This window comes from Streptomyces sp. NPDC058001, assembly GCF_042886315.1.
Lineage (GTDB): Bacteria > Actinomycetota > Actinomycetes > Streptomycetales > Streptomycetaceae > Streptomyces.
In genome coordinates, this window is record NZ_JBHVQT010000013.1 from 126,564 (window position 1) to 145,501 (window position 18,938).

At 71.9% G+C, this 18,938-nt stretch carries 14 protein-coding genes; 1 reads left to right on the top strand and 13 read right to left on the bottom strand.

Going from position 1 to position 18,938, the window contains the following annotated elements:
• Positions 1-18 precede the first annotated feature (18 nt).
• The 7 genes from ACFVT5_RS30650 to ACFVT5_RS30680 all read right to left on the bottom strand — a co-directional run bounded on the left by ACFVT5_RS30650 (position 19) and on the right by ACFVT5_RS30680 (position 9,589).
• A complete protein-coding gene (locus ACFVT5_RS30650) occupies positions 19-2,559 on the bottom strand; it encodes a hypothetical protein (protein WP_389894679.1) in 2,541 nt (846 codons plus the stop codon).
• Positions 2,556-4,337, bottom strand: coding sequence for a phosphate ABC transporter substrate-binding protein PstS (locus ACFVT5_RS30655; protein ID WP_389894681.1), 1,782 nt, complete (start codon positions 4,335-4,337; stop codon positions 2,556-2,558). Before ACFVT5_RS30655 ends, ACFVT5_RS30650 begins: the two co-directional genes overlap by 4 nt.
• A 51-nt stretch (positions 4,338-4,388) precedes the next feature.
• Positions 4,389-5,783: a phosphate ABC transporter permease PstA gene (pstA, locus tag ACFVT5_RS30660; RefSeq protein WP_389894683.1), complete on the bottom strand. Its 1,395-nt coding sequence runs from the start codon at positions 5,781-5,783 to the stop codon at positions 4,389-4,391.
• 1 nt (position 5,784) lies between these two features.
• Entirely contained in the window at positions 5,785-6,807 is a 1,023-nt protein-coding gene (gene pstC / locus ACFVT5_RS30665; protein ID WP_389894685.1) for a phosphate ABC transporter permease subunit PstC, read from the bottom strand.
• A complete protein-coding gene (locus ACFVT5_RS30670) occupies positions 6,804-7,328 on the bottom strand; it encodes a hypothetical protein (protein WP_389894687.1) in 525 nt (174 codons plus the stop codon). Before ACFVT5_RS30670 ends, pstC begins: the two co-directional genes overlap by 4 nt.
• Before the next feature lie 368 nt (positions 7,329-7,696).
• Positions 7,697-8,131: a hypothetical protein gene (locus tag ACFVT5_RS30675; RefSeq protein ID WP_389894689.1), complete on the bottom strand. Its 435-nt coding sequence runs from the start codon at positions 8,129-8,131 to the stop codon at positions 7,697-7,699.
• 165 nt (positions 8,132-8,296) lie between these two features.
• Positions 8,297-9,589: an amidohydrolase gene (locus ACFVT5_RS30680; protein WP_389894691.1), complete on the bottom strand. Its 1,293-nt coding sequence runs from the start codon at positions 9,587-9,589 to the stop codon at positions 8,297-8,299.
• A 205-nt stretch (positions 9,590-9,794) separates the two neighbouring features.
• Here ACFVT5_RS30680 and ACFVT5_RS30685 point away from each other — a divergent pair, with 205 nt between their 5' ends.
• Positions 9,795-9,971 carry a thiazolylpeptide-type bacteriocin gene (locus ACFVT5_RS30685; RefSeq protein WP_365816541.1) on the top strand — a complete coding sequence of 59 codons (177 nt, stop codon included), beginning with the start codon at positions 9,795-9,797 and terminating at the stop codon, positions 9,969-9,971.
• Positions 9,972-10,043: 72 nt separating this feature from the next.
• Here the strand turns inward: ACFVT5_RS30685 and ACFVT5_RS30690 are convergent, their stop codons facing one another.
• The 6 genes from ACFVT5_RS30690 to ACFVT5_RS30715 form a co-directional block, all read right to left on the bottom strand.
• Positions 10,044-12,047: a TOMM precursor leader peptide-binding protein gene (locus ACFVT5_RS30690; RefSeq protein WP_389894693.1), complete on the bottom strand. Its 2,004-nt coding sequence runs from the start codon at positions 12,045-12,047 to the stop codon at positions 10,044-10,046.
• Positions 12,044-12,799: an ABC transporter permease gene (locus ACFVT5_RS30695; RefSeq protein ID WP_389894695.1), complete on the bottom strand. Its 756-nt coding sequence runs from the start codon at positions 12,797-12,799 to the stop codon at positions 12,044-12,046. Before ACFVT5_RS30695 ends, ACFVT5_RS30690 begins: the two co-directional genes overlap by 4 nt.
• On the bottom strand, positions 12,796-13,782 hold the full coding sequence (locus ACFVT5_RS30700) for an ABC transporter ATP-binding protein (RefSeq protein WP_389894697.1): 987 nt from the start codon (positions 13,780-13,782) through the stop codon (positions 12,796-12,798). The genes ACFVT5_RS30695 and ACFVT5_RS30700 overlap by 4 nt, the downstream gene beginning before the upstream one ends.
• A gap of 70 nt (positions 13,783-13,852) precedes the next feature.
• The gene (locus ACFVT5_RS30705; protein ID WP_389894699.1) at positions 13,853-15,022 is read right to left on the bottom strand and encodes a peptidase M50; all 1,170 of its coding nucleotides are present in this window, start codon (positions 15,020-15,022) and stop codon (positions 13,853-13,855) included.
• The gene (locus ACFVT5_RS30710; RefSeq protein ID WP_389894701.1) at positions 15,019-16,095 is read right to left on the bottom strand and encodes a lantibiotic dehydratase C-terminal domain-containing protein; all 1,077 of its coding nucleotides are present in this window, start codon (positions 16,093-16,095) and stop codon (positions 15,019-15,021) included. Before ACFVT5_RS30710 ends, ACFVT5_RS30705 begins: the two co-directional genes overlap by 4 nt.
• Positions 16,083-18,920 carry a lantibiotic dehydratase gene (locus ACFVT5_RS30715; RefSeq protein ID WP_389894703.1) on the bottom strand — a complete coding sequence of 946 codons (2,838 nt, stop codon included), beginning with the start codon at positions 18,918-18,920 and terminating at the stop codon, positions 16,083-16,085. The genes ACFVT5_RS30710 and ACFVT5_RS30715 overlap by 13 nt, the downstream gene beginning before the upstream one ends.
• Positions 18,921-18,938 lie beyond the last annotated feature (18 nt).

An 18,938-nucleotide genomic window follows, 5' to 3' on the forward strand; every position in this document is an offset into this window, starting at 1 on the left:
CCGCCCCCGACCGGTCGCTCAGGTGCCGTCGTCGCGCCGCAGATCCCGCAGCCGGGCCGCGAGCAAGGGCGCCACTCTGGGCAGGAGCGGGCCGCCGACGGCCGCCGCGACTCCGGTGATCAGGACGATCAGGACGACATAGCGCACCGCTCCGAGCACCCAGGGCGGCGTCAGTGAGGACTCCGCCTCGGCCGCCGCCTTCTGCGGTGGCGTCGAGGCCGTCGCGCCGGGCGCCGGGGAACCGGACGGGGACGCGCTCGCGTCGCCGGAGGGCGTGCCGCCCGGAGTACCGCCGGGTCCACCGCCCGTACCGGCGCCGTCGCCACCCGCGCCGCCGGTGCCACCGCCTGTGCCGGCGCCACTCGTGCCGCCGCCCGAACTTCCGTCGCCCGGCGACTCCTTGCCCGCCTGCGCGGCGATGGTGGCCGCCGCCCGGACGGTCTGGTCGCGCAGCGTGGTGGGCAGCGGCGCGTATCCCTCGGGCAGGGTGCCCGCGGCGACACCGGGCCGCTGTCCGTCGCCCGCCGCGTACCGCAGGAACTCGGCGTAGTCCTTGCCCTCGGCGGCGGTCAGCCGGGACGGCACGGTGGCCGCGTAGGTGAGCGACGTGAGCGGGTACGCCTTCTTCGCCGTGGTGTTCCCGGGCACCGGTTCGAGCACGTCCCGTACCGCGCCCGACTTCATCGTGGCCTGCCCGGCGACGAGACCGGCCGTGGTCGGGGCGACGTACTGCCCTGCGGCGTTACGCAGCTTGGCGGGGGTCAGTCCGTAGCGCAGGGCCGACGAGTTGTCGGCGAGGGCGAGCATGGCGCGCTGCCCCGCGGCCTGCGGCGGGTCCTTCTTGTAGCCGGGCGGGGTGGCCGTCTTGTCCCAGGTGGTCCGGGCCAGCGGGTCGCCGCGGCCCGCGGCGCGCGCGGCGCCGTGCAGGTCGGAGGTGTACGGGTGCTTGTCCTGCACGCAGAGCGGGTTGTCCGGGTGGTCGTCGAACTCCTGGCAGAACGGGTCGCTCTTCGGGAAGTGGTCCAGCGGCAGCTTGAGCTTGCTGTAGTGCGGGTTGACCGTCATCCCGGAGTTCTTGGCGTCGCCGTATCTGCCCGCGTTGTCGGGTGTCCCGTCGAGGAACTCACGGGCCGCCGGGTCCTGGTCGACCCAGTTCCACACCAGGGCCGCGGTGTCGGCGAGTGCCTCGGGGACGACGATGTCGCCGAGCTTGCCGCCGAAGTCGAGGTGCGCGTACTCCGGGTTGAGGCGGATGAACTCCGGGTCGTGGCCCAGGTTGTACGGGTTCTTCTCCGTACTCGGCGCGAACCGTGAGTTGCCGTCCTGGTACGACTCGGTGAGCAGCTTGGCCACCAGGCGCTGGCTGAGCTTGAGCCCGGTCATCCGGCGGCCGTTGCGGGCCTGGACGTCCTCGGGTGCCCAGGTCGGCGCCTGGCTCTCGATGAGAAAGCCGATGGTGATGCCGGACAGGGCCACCGGCGCGTACACCGGTGTCTGGCCCTCGGGTATCTGTCCGGCCGTCGCGGGCCGGTTCAGGAACACCATGCCCGGGGTTCCCGAGCCGAGCTTGGCGCGCGCGGTGTCGTCGGTGACCTGGGCGTACCCGAAGATCGTCTTGCCGCCGGTGCGGCAGAGCGCGGGCTGCCAGCGGCCGACGGCCTCGGCGACCATCTCGTTGCCGAGGGTGGGCCGTTCGTCGGCGCCGAGCGGGCAGAACTGGCCGAGCGGTTCGAAGTGCAGCGGGACGACAAGGCGTTCGGCCCAGTTGGTGGCGGACAGCGGGGACGATTCGAGGAAGCCGCTGGCGCGTGCCGTGTACCGGCTGCCGTCCACTTCGGTCTCGCCGCGCGGCACGACGACCAGCCAGCAGCGGCGGCCCTCGCTCTGGTTCGCGCTGCCCTCCTTGGCCTCGCCGCAGCCCAGGCCCGGTGCCTCCAGGGCGGTCTGGGTCTCGAAGTACACCTCGCCCGTACCGTCAGGGTTGGTGCGCGCGTACGGGACCTCGTTGGTGGTGCTGGCGTCGAAGAAGTCGTTGGTCGCGGTCGTGGCGGTCTCGCCGGTCACCGAGCGGAACGGGGTGTACGAGACCCCGCTGGGCGACGGCGGCGGCAGCTTCTGGTCGGGGTCGACGAGGTTCCCGCCGTAGTTGAGCTGACGGCTGTTGGTGTACGCGCCGGCGCCCTGGCCGCCGACGCCGGGGCCGAACGCCGATGAGCCGCCGAACTGGCACTGCTCCGGGCTCGGACCCTTCGCGTCGTCGCCCCAGCACTGCATGATCTGGAGGTAGTCGGCCGCGTAGGCGGTGTCCGAGACGGTCGGGGTCGCGCCCTTCCAGGAGACCTTGACGACCTGGTTGACCAGGTGCTGGGTCTGCTCGACGGTCACCTTCAGTTTGTCGAAGTCACCCGCGCCGGAGACGGTCACAGGGGACGGGCCCGCGCCGGACGCCTGCCGGACCGACGCGGCGGGAGAAGCGCTCAGGAAGGCGCCCGCGCCGAGGGTGCAACAGAGCGCGACGACGCCGGCGATCAGCGCCCGATGGACGCGGCGGGCGCTCATGACCCGGACTTCCGTGCCGTCAACAGGCGGGAGAGCAGCGGGGGTCCGACCGTGACGACCACGAGGAGCAGGGCCGCGAGGACGGTCAGCGCGAGCCGCGCCCCGCCGCCCAGGGACCCGGAGGTCGACACCGGCACGGCGAAGGCGTCGCCGCCGCCCGCGCCGGCTCCGGCCGCGTCACCGGCGCCGCCGGTGGCGAGGGGCTGGCCGGTGTCGGGGTCGACGGCCGCCCCGCCCGACGCGGACGCACCGGGGCTCGCGGTGCCGCCCTTCGCGCCGGCTCCCCCGGTCGCCGCCGCTCCCCCGGTGCCGCCCGTGGCCGCGCCGCCGGTCGATCCGCCGCCCGACGCGCCGCCGGTGCCGCCGCCCGTGCCGGAGCCCGCGCCGCCGCCCTGCGGCACGGTCGGCTTCTTGTCGCCGCCGGTACCGGTGGTGCACTGGGTGGCGCCCTGCTTGTCGCAGGCGGGCGGCATGGGAGCCGTCTTCGCGAGGGTGTTGGTGCCGTCCTCGGAGAAGGTGGGGTTGCGGCAGTTCTTGATGTTGACGTTCTCGACGTCGACGCCGGGGATCTTGCGGACCTGTTCGAGTCCGGCCTCGACCAGGTTCACCGGCAGCGGCGAGTAGCCGAGGTTGTCCACATGCTGCTGGCCCTGGCAGAGGAAGTAGTACGAGAACGCGCCGAGCGTCTTGCCCTTCTGGGCGTTGAAGTTGGACTCCAGCTTCGTCGGCACGACCATGTAGCTGTAGCTGGACAGCGGGTAGTTGCGGGCGTCGCGGCGCTGGTTGGCGTAGACGCCGTCGAGGATCTGCGTGAGGTACTGCGGTGAGGCACTGTTGTTGTTGATCCGCGCGTCGAGCAGCGACACGGCGACGTTCTGCGCGGTCGGCTCGGTGTAGTAGCCGGCCTTGTTGAGCACCTTGGCCACCGGGAAGCCGGTGGTGTACACGGCGTACGAGTACTCGACATAGGTGATCGTGCCGATGTTGCCCGCCTGGGCGACATACCCGGACACACCGTTGGAACCGGACTGGGCGACGAAGCCCTTGCCGGGCACCAGCGGGTAGTTGGAGGTCGTGCCGCAGGGCGTGGACCGCCCGGCCTTGGCGCAGTAGGAGTCCCAGACCGACCCGTGCTCCTTCGCCATCCAGGCGGTGAGCTGGGCGGTGGTGCCGGAGCCGTCGGACCGGACGACGGGAACGATTCTGCGGGCGGGCAGCGACGCGGCGAGGCCCGGGTTGTCGGCCTTGATCGCGGGGTCGTTCCAGAGCGTGATGCCCCCGGTGAAGATCTTGGCGATCACCGGCCCGGACAGCCGCAGATTGGTCACCCGCTGGTTGCCGATCCGCAGGTTGTACATGAACGAGGTGCCACCGGCCACGATCGGCATGTACGCGTACTTGCGCGAGGGCGGTGAGTCGACGACGCCCGAGTCCTTGATGCCGTACGGGATTTCGGAGACGCCGTAGTCGACGGTGCCGTTGCGGAACTGGTTACGGCCGTCCGAGGAGCCGGTGCCGTTGTAGTTGACCGTCATGCCGTACTGCTTGACGTTGGCCCGCCACTGGTCCAGCGCGTTCTGGCTCCAGGTGGAGCCCGCGCCGGAGATCGGGACATAGGACGCGGCGGCGGCCGGCTGCGCGGGCGGAAGCAGCCCGAGCAGCACCAGGGTCGCCACCGCGAAGGCCCCGAGGACAGCTCGGACGCCGCTGCGGGTGCGCTTGCTGGTACGGGGGTCTCCTGTACGGGGGCCTGGCGGCGCCGGAGGGGTTCCGGACATCGGAAAACGACTCCTGTCGGTGGGGCGGGGGCGGTTCTGGGGTGCTGCGACTCAGCCGGTGGGTTGCCCCGGGGGGCTACCGGCGGGTCCGGCGCCAGGCGGCGCGTGGTGTTGCGGGGGCGCGTTGTGTTGCGGGGCTTCGGTGTCGGGTGTGCGGCCGGCGCCGGGCACCGGTTCGCTCGCACGCATCCGTTCACCGTCCCGACGGGACGCCAGTACCCTGCGGTGGATCTGGCGCTTGGTCAGCTCGCCGGGGCCGCGTCCGCCGATGATCCGGGCCAGCACGAACAGCAGCAGCACCAGACCCATCAGCAGGGCGGCGGTGCCGAAGCCCCGGGCGATGAAGCTCGGTTGGGGCGACCGTACGAGTTCGAAGGTGGCCAGCGGCAGGGAGACCTGGGCGCCGCTGAGCGCGTTGAGGTTGAGGTCGCCGGTGGACCCGGCCGTGAGCAGCACCGGCGAGGTCTCGCCGATCCCGCGCGCGGTGCCGAGGATGACGGCGGTGGTCAGCCCGGACCGCGCGGTGGGCAGCGTCACCGTCCAGATGGTGCGCCACTGACTGGCGCCGAGTGCGAGCGACGCCTCCTTGAGGGAGCCGGGCACCAGCCGGATCACCACGTCGGACGCCCGGATGATGATCGGGAGCATCATCACCCCGAGGGCGAGCGCCGCCGCGAAGCCGGACTTCTGGTTGCCGAGCAGCAGGATGAAGGTGGCGTAGATGAACAGGCCCGCGACGATCGACGGCAGCGCGGTCATCGCCTCCACGATGGTCCGTACGAACCGGGCGTAGGCGCCCGGGACTTCGTTGAGGAACACGGCGCAGGCGAGGCCGAGCGGCACCGTGATCAGGAGCGCGATGGCGATCTGTTCCAGGGTGCCGACGATGGCGTGCAGCACACCGCCCATGCTGAGCGGCTGCATCGGGCCGGTCCGCGACATGTCCTCGGTGAAGAAGTTGAGGTGCGGCAGCGCGGACCGGCCGCGCCACAGGGTGTACGCCACCACGAACACCAGCACCGAGACGACCAGCAGCGCGAGGCTGTAGGCGACCACCGCGGCCACCCGGTCCCGTACGGCGATGGCGTCCTCCTGGAAGGAGACCAGAACGGCGTACAGGCCGATGAAGAAGACGTACCCGACGACGACGAAGCCGAGCGGCGCGTCGAACGGCGCGATCCGGGTGAACAGCAGGACCGTCAGCCCGATCGCGCCGGCCAGGGCTCCGATCAACGCGCGTATATCGCCAGGACGGAACGCGGCGGCGGTACGACGGGCCTCGGGCTTGGCGTCGGGGTCAGGGGGGCCGGGGGTGACGGTGCCCTGGGTGACGGGGGCGGGCTTGTCGAGGCCCAGGTGTGCCACGGGGCCGGTCTGCCCGCTCTGTTGGGTCTGATCGATCTGTTGGATCCGGTCGTTCTGTTGGATCTGTTCGATGTGCTGCATGTCAGACCTCCGTCCCCGCTCCGGAGCGGCTGCGGGCCACGATGGAGGACGCGATGAAGTTGACGACGAGCGTCATGAGGAAGAGGGCGAGCCCGGCGGCCATCAGCGCCGACATACCGAAGGTGCCGGCGGAGCCGTAGCGCAGGGCGATGAGTGAGGAGACGGAGTTGGTGCCGTTCTCCAGGATGTGCGGCTGGATCACGAACACCGGCGAGATGATCATGTAGACGGCGATGGTCTCGCCGAGGGCGCGGCCGAGCCCGAGCATCGTGCCGCCGATCGCGCCGCCGCGCCCGAAGGGCAGGACGACGGACCGGATCACGCCCCACCGGGTCGCGCCGAGCGCGTACGCGCCCTCGCGTTCGCCGGGCGGGGCCTGGGAGAACGTCTCGCGCATCACGGAACAGGTGATCGGCATGACCATCAGCGCCACGACGATCCCGGCGATGAACGTCGAGGAGGTGTAGACGGTCAGCGGCGCGAGCGGGTCGTCGGCCTGGGCGCCGTCCACCCGGAACAGCGGGATCCAGGAGAAGTAGGTGGCGATCCAGCGCGAGAGTCCGACGACGTGCGACTGGAAGAAGAACGCGCCCCAGAGCCCGTAGACCACGCTGGGCACCGCCGCCATCAGGTCGATGAGGCTGACCATGGTCCGGCGGATGCGGCGCGGCGCGTACTCGGTGATGAACAGCGCCGTGCCCATGGCGAGCGGTACCGCGACGGAGATCGCGACCAGGCCGATCAGCACGGTGCCGGTCAGGACGGCGGCGATACCGAAGTTCTTGGAGTCGGGCTCCCAGGCGGAGGTGGTGACGAAGGACCAGCCCGCCACCCGCAGCGCCTCCCAGGCACGGAAGGTGAGGAACGTACCGACCAGCAGCATGATGACGAGCACGATGCCGCCGCTGCCCCGGGCGAGACCCCGGAACAACTGGTCGGCGAGCCCCGCGGAGCGCTTGAGCGCGCGGGGCTCGTCGGGGGTGTCGGGCTGCGGTGCGGCGGGATTGGGCGCGGTGAGCGTCATCGCGTGCTGGCTCCGGCGGTGTCGGCGACCGGGGGGTGGGAGGTCGCCCGAGTGAGGGAGGAGGTACGGGGAGTGGCGGGCGCGCCCAGGGCGGCGGGCGTCCAGGGAGGACGGTCACCGGGCGGGTACGGGAGCCGCCGTCCGCCGAGCGCGACGAGACCGGGCGTCACCCGCGCCTCGGGCACCGCCCGCAGGAAGTTGGTGAGGCTGTACTGGCATTCGCGCTGGCGCTGGTAGGAGCGGCTGGACACGGCGACCCGGTGGCCGTCGAGTTCGAGCCGCCAGACCCAGAGGCCGGACGTCTCGGAGACGGCCAGCACCGGGCGGGTCCGTGCCACGCCTTCGCGGAGCGTCTCCACGGCGGCACGGCAGGCAGCGAGGCCCGGCTGGCTGTCCCAGCCCTGCCCGAGCCCGCGGTTGTTGGCGCCGAGCAGCCTCCATCCGACGGAGACCACCGGGGCCGCCGCGACCGTGGTCGCGGCGCCGGCTCTCGGCAGAAACAGAAAGCGCGGGTGATTCATGGCCACCCCCCCTCCGGACACACGTCGGTGTCCGGTGATATTGGCCGATTCCCATCACCGGCCGACCTGACCCTCACGGGGTCGGGCGCCCGTGCGCTCACGCGTGCATGAACACCGGACATCGGCCAACTGAACGGGGTGTGCGGCACCTTCACATACCCGGCACGAAGCACCCCTCCGCACCCCGCACCCACCCGGCACACCGCGCCAGGACGTCTACCGCACTCCGGCGGGGGGACGCCAGAGGGGTGACCGGAATCGGGCGGGGGACGATCCGCACGAAAAGGGGATCACCTGCCAAAAGGGGCCGCCCGTCGAAGCGTTCGGCTTCGACGGGCGGCCCCGGGACGGTCGGTGACCGCGCGGCGCTACGCGATACCGGTCGCCTTACCGCAGTATTCCTGCCGGTGGTTGACCGTGGTCTTGAGGCACGCCTTGATGTACACCTTCGTGCCCTCGGCGATATTCGGCAGCCATGCCTCATGGCAGCCGTTTCCGGAGCCGTCGGTGTCATGGACCGAGAAGTACTGCCACTGGCCGCGGACCTTCCACTGGGCCTCGGCGTAGACAATCTTGCGGTCGTTGCCCTGCTTGTCGCAGGCGCCCAGGCTCTCGCGTGTCCGCATCGCCGGGTTATTGGCGAGGGTGGTGTTCCCCCAGAAGATTCCGGTTCCCCCGATGGGTGCGCCGTCGGTCGTCCTGGCGGACACGGTGGTCGCCGCCGCCGCCGGAACGGTCTGGAGCCCGACAAGGCCCAGAGCGGCAACTCCGGTGAGAACTCCGGAAACTACACGCCTGTTCATCAGCAAATCCCCCCACTCGATCAGGCCCGATCACACGACATCGGGCGCGTCACCGCAAAGTTAGCATCGGCAAATGATCGGGTCAACCGCCATACGACGGGCACCAGTTGGCGGGCGCCGGACGGCGGGTCCCCTTCGGCGGGCCCCACCCCCGAGTACCCGCCGTCAGTTCCCCACCCACCCCCACACCCCGGAAACCAGCGCCCCGATCCCCGTCGGCAGGGTCGTCTTCACGTCCGGGGCGAATTCCGGGGAGTGGTTCGGGGGGAAGGCGGTGAGTTTCTCGGCGGGGGTGCCGGGGGTTTCGGACCAGGTTTTCGGGGAGATCGTGCCGAGCATCCAATACGCCAGCGGAATACCGCTCTGGCCGTGGATCGCGGTGCCGGCGTCGCCGTAGAGCGGGTAGTCCTCGGTCGCGAAGGACGGGGGCCAGAGCGAGATCCGGTGCGGGCCGTAGAGGGATTCGTGGGCGGCGCGTACTCGTCCCGTCGTCTCCGGGTCGGGGTGGGTCACCGGGGAGCGGGCGACGGTCCGCAGCTCCGGGTCCCGGGGGCAGCCCGACGCCGCGCACTCGGCGCGCACGATCCGCCGCACCGCCTCCGTCATCCGGTCGAGCGTCGACTCGGACAGGGCGCGCACGGTGACGGAGAGGTCGGCCCGGTCCGGGATCAGGTTGCCCGCAGTACCGGCGTGGAACGCGCCCACGTTCAGGGTGACGTGCTCCCCCGGGGCGCACTCGCGGGACACCGCGCCCTGGAGCCGCACCACGGCAGCCGACGCGGCGAGCACCGGGTCCACCGCCAGATGCGGGGTGCCCGCGTGGCCCCCGCGCCCGTGCACGGTGATCTCGAAGCCCGCGCTGCCGGCCAGCATCGGGCCGTATCCGTGCGCGATCATCCCCGCCGGGAGCGGCACCGCGTGCTGCGCCATCACCACGTCGGGGCGCCCGAACCGCTCGTAGAGGCCGTCCGCCAGCATCGCCCGCGCCCCGGTGAGCGTCTCCTCGGCGGGCTGGCAGACCACGACCACCGTCCCGGACCACCGGTCCCGGGTGCGGGCGAGGAGCGAGGCCGCGCCCATCGCCGCCGCCATGTGCAGATCGTGCCCGCAGGCGTGCGCGACCGGGCCCTCACTCGCGTACGGCAGTCCGGTCCGTTCGGTCAGGGGCAGCGCGTCGAGTTCGGTGCGGATCATCACGCGCGGGCCTTCGCCGTTGCGGAGCACGCCGACCACGCCATGGCCGCCGACGGACCCGGTCACCTCGTAGCCCGCGTCGCCGAGCCACTTCGCCAGCGCGCCGGCCGTGCGGCGCTCCTCGCCGGAGAGTTCCGGGTGATGGTGCAGATCCACGTACAGCGCGACGGCGGGGCGCAGCACCTCACCCAGTCCGGAGAGAACGGGGGCGAGGGCGGGGGCGACGGCGGGCCCGGGGTCCACCGCGTGCGTGCCTGCGTTCATCCGCGTCTCCATCCCCGCCATCCCCTCCGTCCCGCCGACCCCGCCATCATTCGCACCGCGGTCCGGCCCCCGCTGACATCCCGCTGACGCGCGCCGTCAGTGGAACACCTGCCGATGTGCCAGCGGCCACCGCTCCAATGGTCAGGTACGAGCACGGTTCTCCGGGAAGCCCTCGCGGGCCGTCCCCTCCCCTGAAGGAGTCACCATGGCTGACAAGAACACCCTCGCCTCGCTCGCCGACGAGATCATGGAGCTGGAGTCGGAGACCTTCGAGATCTCGGACTACTCGGACGCCAGCGAGGTCGTGCTCGCCGGTTCCACGTCGTGCAGCTCGACCTCGACGTGTTCCTCCACCACCAGCACCACCTCGTGCAGCGCCTGACCTACCGGCGCCCCGCATGACAAGGGGGCGGTACCCGCGGCCTTCCCCGCGGGTACCGCCCCTTCGGCGTGCCTACGGGAAGGGGTGCGGCACCCGCCGTATCTCCGCGTCCGTCAGCGGCGCCGTCCGCAGCCCGCCCCGGTACGCGGCGGTCCGCAGCCTCGGCAGCAGCGGCGCCCGCTGTCTCGACCAGCCGAAGTCGATCGGCAGCAGCCCGGGGACCAGTGTCGCGACGGTCCGCAGCCCCATGCGGTGCTGCTCGGGGGTGGTCTGGTCGACCACGACGACATCGTGCCCGGCGCGGACCAACTCGTCCCGTACGAAGGCCACATCGTCCCGCAGATCGCCGGTGCGCGGCCGGTCCGACGTCTCCCAGGCCGCGTAGATCTCCCGCACCGGACGCACCGACGACGGCTCCAGATAGTTGCGGACGTGCTCCGTCATCCGGGGCAGCCCGAACAACTGGGCGTGGTCCTTGAGGTGCAGGACCTTGCCGAAGTCGTCGGCCATCGCCTCCAGTTCGGCCCGCCGCTCCTCGACCTGCCGGGGCAGATGCGGGATGTACGTGAGCACTTCGGACAGGGCGCCTTCGAGCGCCGCTCCGGGGTCCAGGCTCGCGCCCGCGCCGAAGGAGTACGTACCGGGCCCGCCGTCGCGCCGCACCGCGAGACCGGTGACGACGGGAACCGCCAGATCGATCCGGTTGTCGAAGGCGTGCACGGCATAACCCTGGAGCCCGGCGCGGTCGATCATCGTGCGGACCGTCGGGTCGGTCACCGTGTCCAGGTCGATCTCGGTGAGCGGTGTGGCGCCGTACCAGGCGGCCAGGAAGGCGTCCCGCTCGATGAGTTCGAGCAGCCCGCCGAGTACCGCCTCCTCCAGACAGCCGCCGATCGCACAGCCGTTGGAGCACTCGAAGACGAAGTTGTCGGACGCGAGACCGGCGCTGTAGTGGACGAGCCGGTGCGGTACGAGGAGCGGGCGGTCGTCGCGCAGCGAGTACCCCCAGACCCAGGGGATCGGCCGGTCCGGGTCGAAGGGGCTGACCATCGGGTCGTCGCGGTAGGTCTCCGGCGCGTAGAAACCGCAGTCGGCGGGGTCGACGGCGGGCGTTCCCTCGGCGACCAGGGCGCTGTACGCGGCGGTGCGGGGCGCGGTGCCGGTGCGCCGGTGGGTGCCCGCGTACCGTTCGAGTCCCTCCAGGAAGGCGAGGTCGCGGCTGGCGTCGAAGCCGTTGGCCTGGCCGCTCCAGGTGACGTCGGTGAGGCCCGCGTACCCCCGCATGAAGACGCTGCCCGCGACGGGAGCCGTGGTCGGCGAGGTGACATTGATCCAGGTCCCGGCGCCGAGCACCCCGGACACGGGGTTCGCGAGCGCGGCGACCGGGATCGGGTACGCGGACGCCTTCCGCAGCCGGTACACGTCGGGCGCGGGCTTCGGCCGGCTCACCGGGCGCGGCACGGCACCGGCCGCGCTGTCGGCGCCGCGCGGGCCGCAGTGCGGGCAGAGCGGGTCGGCGAGCAGCGGGAAGGTCCGCACCTCCAGCGTGCCGAGGTCGAGCCGGGAGACCTGCGGAAGGTCCCCGTCCGGTGTGCCGGGCCCGGCGGGCGGCCGGGCCGCGCCGGTCAGGACGGTGGCCCGGTACAGGGCGCTGACCGCGTCGAGCGCGTACGCCGTGAGGCCGGGCCATGGGCCGGCCGCCCGGGTACGGGTCCCGGTCTCCAGGGCGTCCCGCTCGGTGCGGGTCCGCAGCCGCTGCCAGCGCATCGCCAGACACTGACCGCAGGCGGAGCCGCCGTCGCCTCCGCCCCAGGGTCCGACCAGCACGGCCTGCGCGGTGAGATGGACGGTGGCGGCGGCCCTGACGGCCGCGTAGGGGTCGGCGCCCCGGTGCCCGAGCACATCGGCGGCGCCGAGCGGCACGACGGTGGGAGCCCGGTCCGCCACCGGCGGATCCCCCGCAGTCGTATCCCCCACAGCCGCGGCCAACGCCCGCTGAAGCCGTTCCCGCGCCTCTTCCAGTGGTACGGAGCCGGCGGCCCGGACCGTCGTCGGTTCGGTGGACGTCGTCGTCATGTCCGGTTGCTCCAGCGGAAGGTCTTCAGGGCGAGGGCGCCGAAGAGGAGCGTGAAGACGGCGAGCCCTGCGCAGCCCACCGCGATGTCACCGAGTCCGCCCCGGCCCGAAAGCGCCGCCGACACCGCGTCGTTGAGGTAGCGCAGCGGCAGCACCCGGGAGACCGTCTGGAGCCAGGACGGCATCATGTCGAGCGGCAGGAACGAGCCGGACAGGAACGCCATCGGCACCATCAGGAAGTTGGCGATCGCGGCGACCGCCTCGGGGGTGTCGGCGTACGAGCCGATGACCACGCCGATGGTGAGGAACGCGGTGATGCCGAGCACCAGGACGGGCAGCGCGAGCGGCCAGCGGGCGTCCAGGGTCAGCCCGAAGACGGGCAGCATGGCGACGGCGACGAACACCACCGCCTGGACCGCGCCGACGACGAGCGCCAGGACATAGCGGGACGCCAGGACGGTGGGCAGCCGGGTCGGGGTCATCCGGATCAGCCGCAGCAGATCGTCGCGGCGCCACTGCATCAGCGTGAACGCCACGCCGAACACTGCCGCGTTGGCGACGCCCCAGGACATGACGCCCGGCGCGATGTACGAGATGTAGGGGCGCCCGGTCTCCTCGACCTCCTGGCCCCGGAAGATCAGCCCGAAGACGACCAGGAAGAGCAGCGGGAAGGCGAACGTGAAGAAAAGGGTGGCCTTGTCACGGACCTGCGCCCGGTAACCGGCGCCGGTCAGTGCCGCGTACGCGCTCATGCCTGGTGCTCCTGGTGGGATACGGGGGTGGGGGCGGCATCGGACGTGGTCGCGCCGGTGAGTTCGAGGTACACGTCTTCGAGGGTCGCGGTCCGGGTCTGCACGCCGTCCAGACCGGTGAGCGCGTCCACGGCCTGGAGGACCTTGCCGGACACCGTCGTCTCCAGGACAAGCGAACCGCCCTGCGCGGTGACTCGGTCCACACCGGGGATGGCCTCCGCGTCGGCGCGGCTCAGCCGCTCCTCGGGGATCAGCAGCCGCGTCGGCGCGGCGGCGGCGGTCACCAGGTGGTGCGGGGAGTCAAGGGCGACGACCGCGCCGTCGACGAGGATCGCGACCCGGTCGCAGAGCGCCTCGGCCTCGTCCAGGTGGTGCGTGGTGTAGACGATGGTGCGGCCCTCGCTCTTGAGGTCGCGCAACACCTGCCACAACTCCCGGCGGGCCTGCGGGTCGAGGGCGGCCGTGGGTTCGTCCAGGAAGATCAGCTCGGGTCCGTGGACGAGGGCGGAGGCGATGGCGAGCCGCTGCCGCTGGCCGCCGGACAGGTTCTCCACGAGGACGTCCCGCTGGTCGGTGAGCCCGACCGTCTCCAGCGTCCGGTCCGCGTCGGCGGGAGTGGCGCCGTACAGCGCGGCGACCGTCCGCAGGTGTTCGCGTGCCGTCTGGCGCACGAAGAACGCGGAGGTCTGGGTCTGCACGCCGAGCAGCGGCAGCAGGGCGACGTTCCGGGGCCACGGGGACCGGCCGAGGACCGTGACGGTTCCGGAGTCGGCCTGGCGCAGGCCCTCCATGATCTCGACCAAGGTCGTCTTCCCCGCGCCGTTGGGGCCGAGGAGGCCGAAGAACTCTCCTCGCTGGACAGTCAGTGACACGCCGTCGACGGCCTGGCGGTCGCCGTACCGCTTGCGGATCGCGTCGACGACGACGGCCGCATCGGTGGACGTCCGGTCCGGTACGGGCTCCATGGTGCTCGCCTCGCTCATGTGGTTGTGCGCCCCTCGGGGTCGTGGGTGGGGGTGGGGGGACAGGGGTCGTGCGGGAGAACGGGTCGGATCAGTGAACTAGCTGGACGTAGAGGCCCGTTGCGACGGCCGCGATGATCAGTGCGACAAGGACGGCGGAGCCGATCCCGTACGCGAGATAGAGGGTGCGGGCCCGGCGCGGGTAGTCGGCCGCGGCCGTGCGGTCGCGGAGGGCGAGCCGCAGATAGCGTCCGCTCTCGGGTGCGAGATGGGTGACGCGCAGGGTGTGGCTGAGCATCGTGTAGCCGTCGAGCGGGGGCAGCGGCAGCAGATTGACGAGGGCCTGGACGCTGCCGAGCAGCAGCAGGCCCGACAGGACGCGGCGGGTCGGGTCGTCGCCGGGCAGCGCTGCCCACCACCCGATGAACGGCAGCAGGAAGAGAAGGTTGGCGAAGGCGCCCGCCCCCGCGACCGCGAGCTGCGGCCAACGCCCGGGGAGGAAACGGTAGTTGTCGACCGTGCAGTACATCACGGCCATCGGCAGCCGCCAGCGCAGACCGATCTCGCCGACGGTGCCTCCGTGGTGGCGGGCGGCGATACCGTGCGCGAGTTCGTGGACGGCGGTGCTCAGCCACAGCAGGGTGAGTACGGCGACGAGCGGGGCGGGACGGTGCAGCAACCACCAGGTGTCGCGGGCGAGTTCGGGCAGCGCGACGGCGAGCAGCACCTCCATGGCGATGAGGATCGCGGCGAGCGGGAGCAGGACGGGGGCCCGGAGCGCGGGGCGCAGCAGGCGGTGCAGCCGGGTCGTGGTGGCGTTGGCGTCGGCGACGAGACGGAGGGTGCCGCGCAGCAGGGTGCCCTCGAAGGAGCCGGTGCGGGCCGGCTGCGCCGAGGGGGTCGGGGGCGGGGAGCCGGTCAGCAGGTGCCGGGTGCCGAGCAGGCCCAGGAGCCGGTGCCAGTGCGCGTCGGCGAGACGCTTGCCGAAGGTGTCGGCGTACTCGGTGCCGATCTCCCCCAGGCTGCGGTCGCCGTCCAGCCGGGAGATCAGGAAGTACTCCTTCGCCCCGACCTCGAAGGCCGCGCCGCCCGCCGGGTCCTTCAGCAGATGCACGGTGCCCGGACCGCGCAGGAGCGGCGGGCTGAGCAGGATGTCGGGGCGCAGGGCGGGCCGGTACGCGAGCAGGTCCCCGGAGACGGCTGCCGGGGCCGGGGCGGGGACGGGGGCCGGCTGGGGGTACGGCTGCGGGTCGGCGCTCATCTCGCCCCCGCAGACGCCGCGTCCGCCGGCGAATCCGCGCCGCCGGGGCTCTCGCGCAGTACCCGCCCCAGCACATGGGAGAGATACGCCTCGTCGCGGATCGTCACATGCAGCCGGTTGTTGGTCATGTGCATATACGGGGAGAGCAGCAGCGGAAGGGCGACGGCCGGGTCGGTGACGTGCTCGTCGCGGGTGCCGTCCCAGGAGCGGAACACCAGCTCGCCCCGCTCGGCCAACTCGAATGCCCGGTTCCGCAGCTCGGTGCAGTGCTCGGCCCAGCCGCGCAGGAACACGGGCAGCCTGGCGAGGTCCCCGTCCTGGACCGCCGCGCGGACGGCCGCGAAACGGCGACCGAGCCCGGGAGCCGTCTCGGCGTAGTTCTTGTCGTACTCCTTCGAGCCGATGAACCCGGTGCCGGGGAACGCCTGGTGCCAGAACTCGTAGTAGCGGTCGAGATAGTCGCCCAACTCCTTGCGGTCGGACAGGAAACAGCTCGCCATCACCATCATCAGCTGGGCCGAGGTGCCGAGCAGCACGGTCCGCAGATGGAGGTTCATGGTGCGGAAGGCGTCCATGACCAGATCGCTGGAGTGCGCGAAGTGCCATTCGGCGAGGGCGACACCGGCCGGACCGCCGTACTTGCCGAACTCCGGCTCGTAGGGCTCGTACGAGAAGGAGTTGTTGGGCCGCAGGTTCATCCGCCCGTCGGTGTCCATGAACGCGGCGCGGTCGCCCTCGGGGAACTCGATCTCGAAGAGGGTGTTGTAGAACTCGTTGAGGAACCCGGAGTCGACCTCGTAGAGCGCGGGCCGGGTCCGCAGGAACCGGCCGATCGCCTCCTCGGCGCGCCGCCGCACCTCCTCGGTGGCGGCGGCGTCCACCGGCTTGAGCCGCAGTCGGACATGCGGCCCCTCCAGCCAGTAGTTGATGAAGAAATACCCGTCGAGCAGCCCCTCGTCGCTCAACTCGGCGATCAGCGGCCGGACACACTGCACCAGCATGGGCTGCGGGTTGGCCGCGTAGAAGATGTGGATGGCCTGCCACTCACCGGCTACGGGGGTCAGTTCTGGCATGTCGAGGGGGCCTCTTCTGTGGGGGTGGTGAAGGTTTCCACGGCGAGTTCGGCGACGTGGGTGCCACGGGGAGAGCGGACGTGGACGCCGGATGCGGACGGCAGCATCTCCCTCAGGACGACCCGGTCGTCCGGATGCGTGGGCAGCGCTTCCAGGGCGGTGAGGGAGAGCGCGCTGCGGAAGTCCACGTACTGCGGTTTGGCGCCCGCGCCGCCCCGGGGGCCGCCGGACACGGTCGCGAAGACCTGTTCGGGCAGCCGGTGCGCGCGCCGCCAGCGCCGCCAGCCGAGGAACCACTCCTGGTCGTCGGTGCCGGGCGCGCGTACGGGCAGGGCGCCGGCCGTGGTGGTCCAGCTGCGCCGGCTGAGGACCACCTCGCCGTACCGCACCCGGGGCCTGACCGTCACCCCGTCGGTGGCCTCGCCCGCCGGGACACCGCCCCATACGTCGAGGGGTGCCATGGAGGTCGGGGACATCAGGAGCAGGGTGCGCGGGATCTCGGGCAGCGCGAGCGGCACCAGATAGCCGAGGTAGACGGGGACGACCTCCCGGCCGAGCCGCGCGGACCGCAGCACCAGCCGGTCGGTGTCGGCGTCGTGGTGCACGGACAGATCGTCCAGGTGGATCCGCCGCTCCTCGGGCACGGTGCTGGACTCGCCGGGGCAGACGATCTGGTACGCGGTGAGCGGGCTGTGCAGGTTGAGGTTGCTGGTGACGGCGCCGCCGGTGATCTCGGCGAGTACCGCTCCGCCGGGCGTGACGGCGTCGGCGTTCGCGCGCAGCTCGTCGGAGAAGGCGCCGCCGTCCGCCGATGTGTCGTACACATGCGTGAACCGGCTGAAGGGGAAGGACAGCCCACCGTAGGAACGGTTGAGGACGATCAGCGGTTCGCCGTCCTCGCGAGCCAGTTGGATGTGGTGCGACTGGGGGACGAACTCGCCCGCGACGGGCGCGAGTTCGGCGGCGACCGCGTCGAGGTCCGCGTCCCCGAGCCGTATCCCGTCGCCGTCCTCTCCCTCACCCTCCTGCGTCCAGGCCGCCCACGCGCCCCGCATCCGGTCGATGAACGTCCGCCGCGCCGCGTCGATCGCCCGGACCCCGGGCAGCCCGAGCCAGTTCTCCTCCGCCACGTAGTCGCCGCGCTCGTCGAACGGCTTCCGACGGCCCGCGAAGGACAGGTACTGGTCGAAGAAGTCCTCGTGGAAGTCGTGGACGAGTCCGAGGAGGTCGTCGCACCGGCCGCCCCGGCCATAGCGGGCGAGGAAGAAGCCCTTGAACGTGACGCGCTGAGGCAACGTCAGATCGAAGGCGGGCAGGACGCTTTCGACGGATCGCAGCGCGCCGCCGTCCCGTCCGGTCCAGGCACCCAGACCGCAGGTCAGGTCGCGGCCCGCGCTGACATCCTCGTAGAGCAGTGTCTGCGGCAGGGTGGCGTCGGTGTCGCCGAGGTGGGCCTGCGCGGCGCGCAGTCCGGTCCGCAACTCCCGTAGCAGCTCGGCCCGTTCGGTACGCCCCGCCGCCGGGTATTGGTCGACCACGGAGACGGGTCCGTCGAGCGTGTCCGCGAGTCCGTCGGCCCAGGGGCGGCCGAGTCCGCGCAGGGCGGACTGGAAGGAGTGCAGCGGGTCCGGGCTGTGCACATCGGTGTCCAGACAGGGCACCCGCACCATGCCGAGCTGGAGCAGCGCGGCGACATAGGTCTCGCACTGCTCGGGCGCCGCGTCGTGCTCGGTGCGCAGCCAGTCGGTCAAGTCGCCGTAGCGCAGGGCGCTTTCGCCGTCATTGCCTCCGCTGTCACTGCCCCCGCCGCTGTCGCCGTCGCCGTCGAAGAGGGCGAGCAGTCGGTCCAGGGTGCCGCTGCGGCGCAGGAAGAACAGCCGGTCCTTGACCGCGTCGAAAGTGACGGCGGCCGAGTCGTCGCCGGTACTGATCCACTGGCGTACATAGCGGATCCGGTCGTCGTCCCGCTCCCAGCCGGAGGCCAGGCGTACGGGCAGGTCGGCGCGGCGCGCGGGGTCGGCGAGTATCAGTTCGGCGAGCCGCCCGAGGACGACGACGTTGAGCCGCACATGGCTGGTCCATACGTCGTCCACCCGCAGGGACGCCGTGTCCCCCTTGTCGTCGAAGAGTCCGGTCGCCACCCCTGTAAACGTGCTGAACGGGCTGGTCTTGCACGCCGTCCGGTAGAGGTACGACAGCACGGACCGCTCGATCTTCCGCATCCGCTTGTCGTACGGCGCCCCGGATCGGCCCTGGGCGACGAAGGCGTCGAGCCGGCTCTCCAGGGTCGGCGAGGCGAGCAGCAGCCCGCAGCGCAGCCGGTCCTCGGCGAGCAGGTCGCGCAGGGCGGCCCGGGTCCGGTCCAGGTCGGCGGCGAGCAACGGCGCGCCCTCGGCCCGCAGCTTCTCCAGGTGCCGCCGGTCGCGTACCCACCCCTCGGTCAGATCGGCCGTCCGCAGGTCGAACTGCCCGGCCAGCCGGACGGCTTCCTCCGGGTCGGGCGGCAACTGGTTGTTGAAGATCCGGCGGCGCAGCGCGAGCAGGGCACGGCGCTGATGGCCGCCCTGCCCGCCCGGTGCGGTGTCGGTGGCGCCGATCGCGTGGTGCAGCAGATCGCTGAGTTCGGCGGCGCGGGCCCGAAGCCGGTCCTCGGCTGCGAGCAGCTCGTCGGCCCAACGACCGCTGTCCTCGCAGCGCAGCGCGTGCACGGTCTCGATGGGCAGCCCGGCGACCCGCAGCATGAAGCGGCGCCCCGGCCGCCAGTCGGTGCGCGCCACGCGCGCGTCCTGCGGTACGGGTGTGATGGTGACGGTGTCCGGTGTCATGGCGATGTCCCCTGTCCC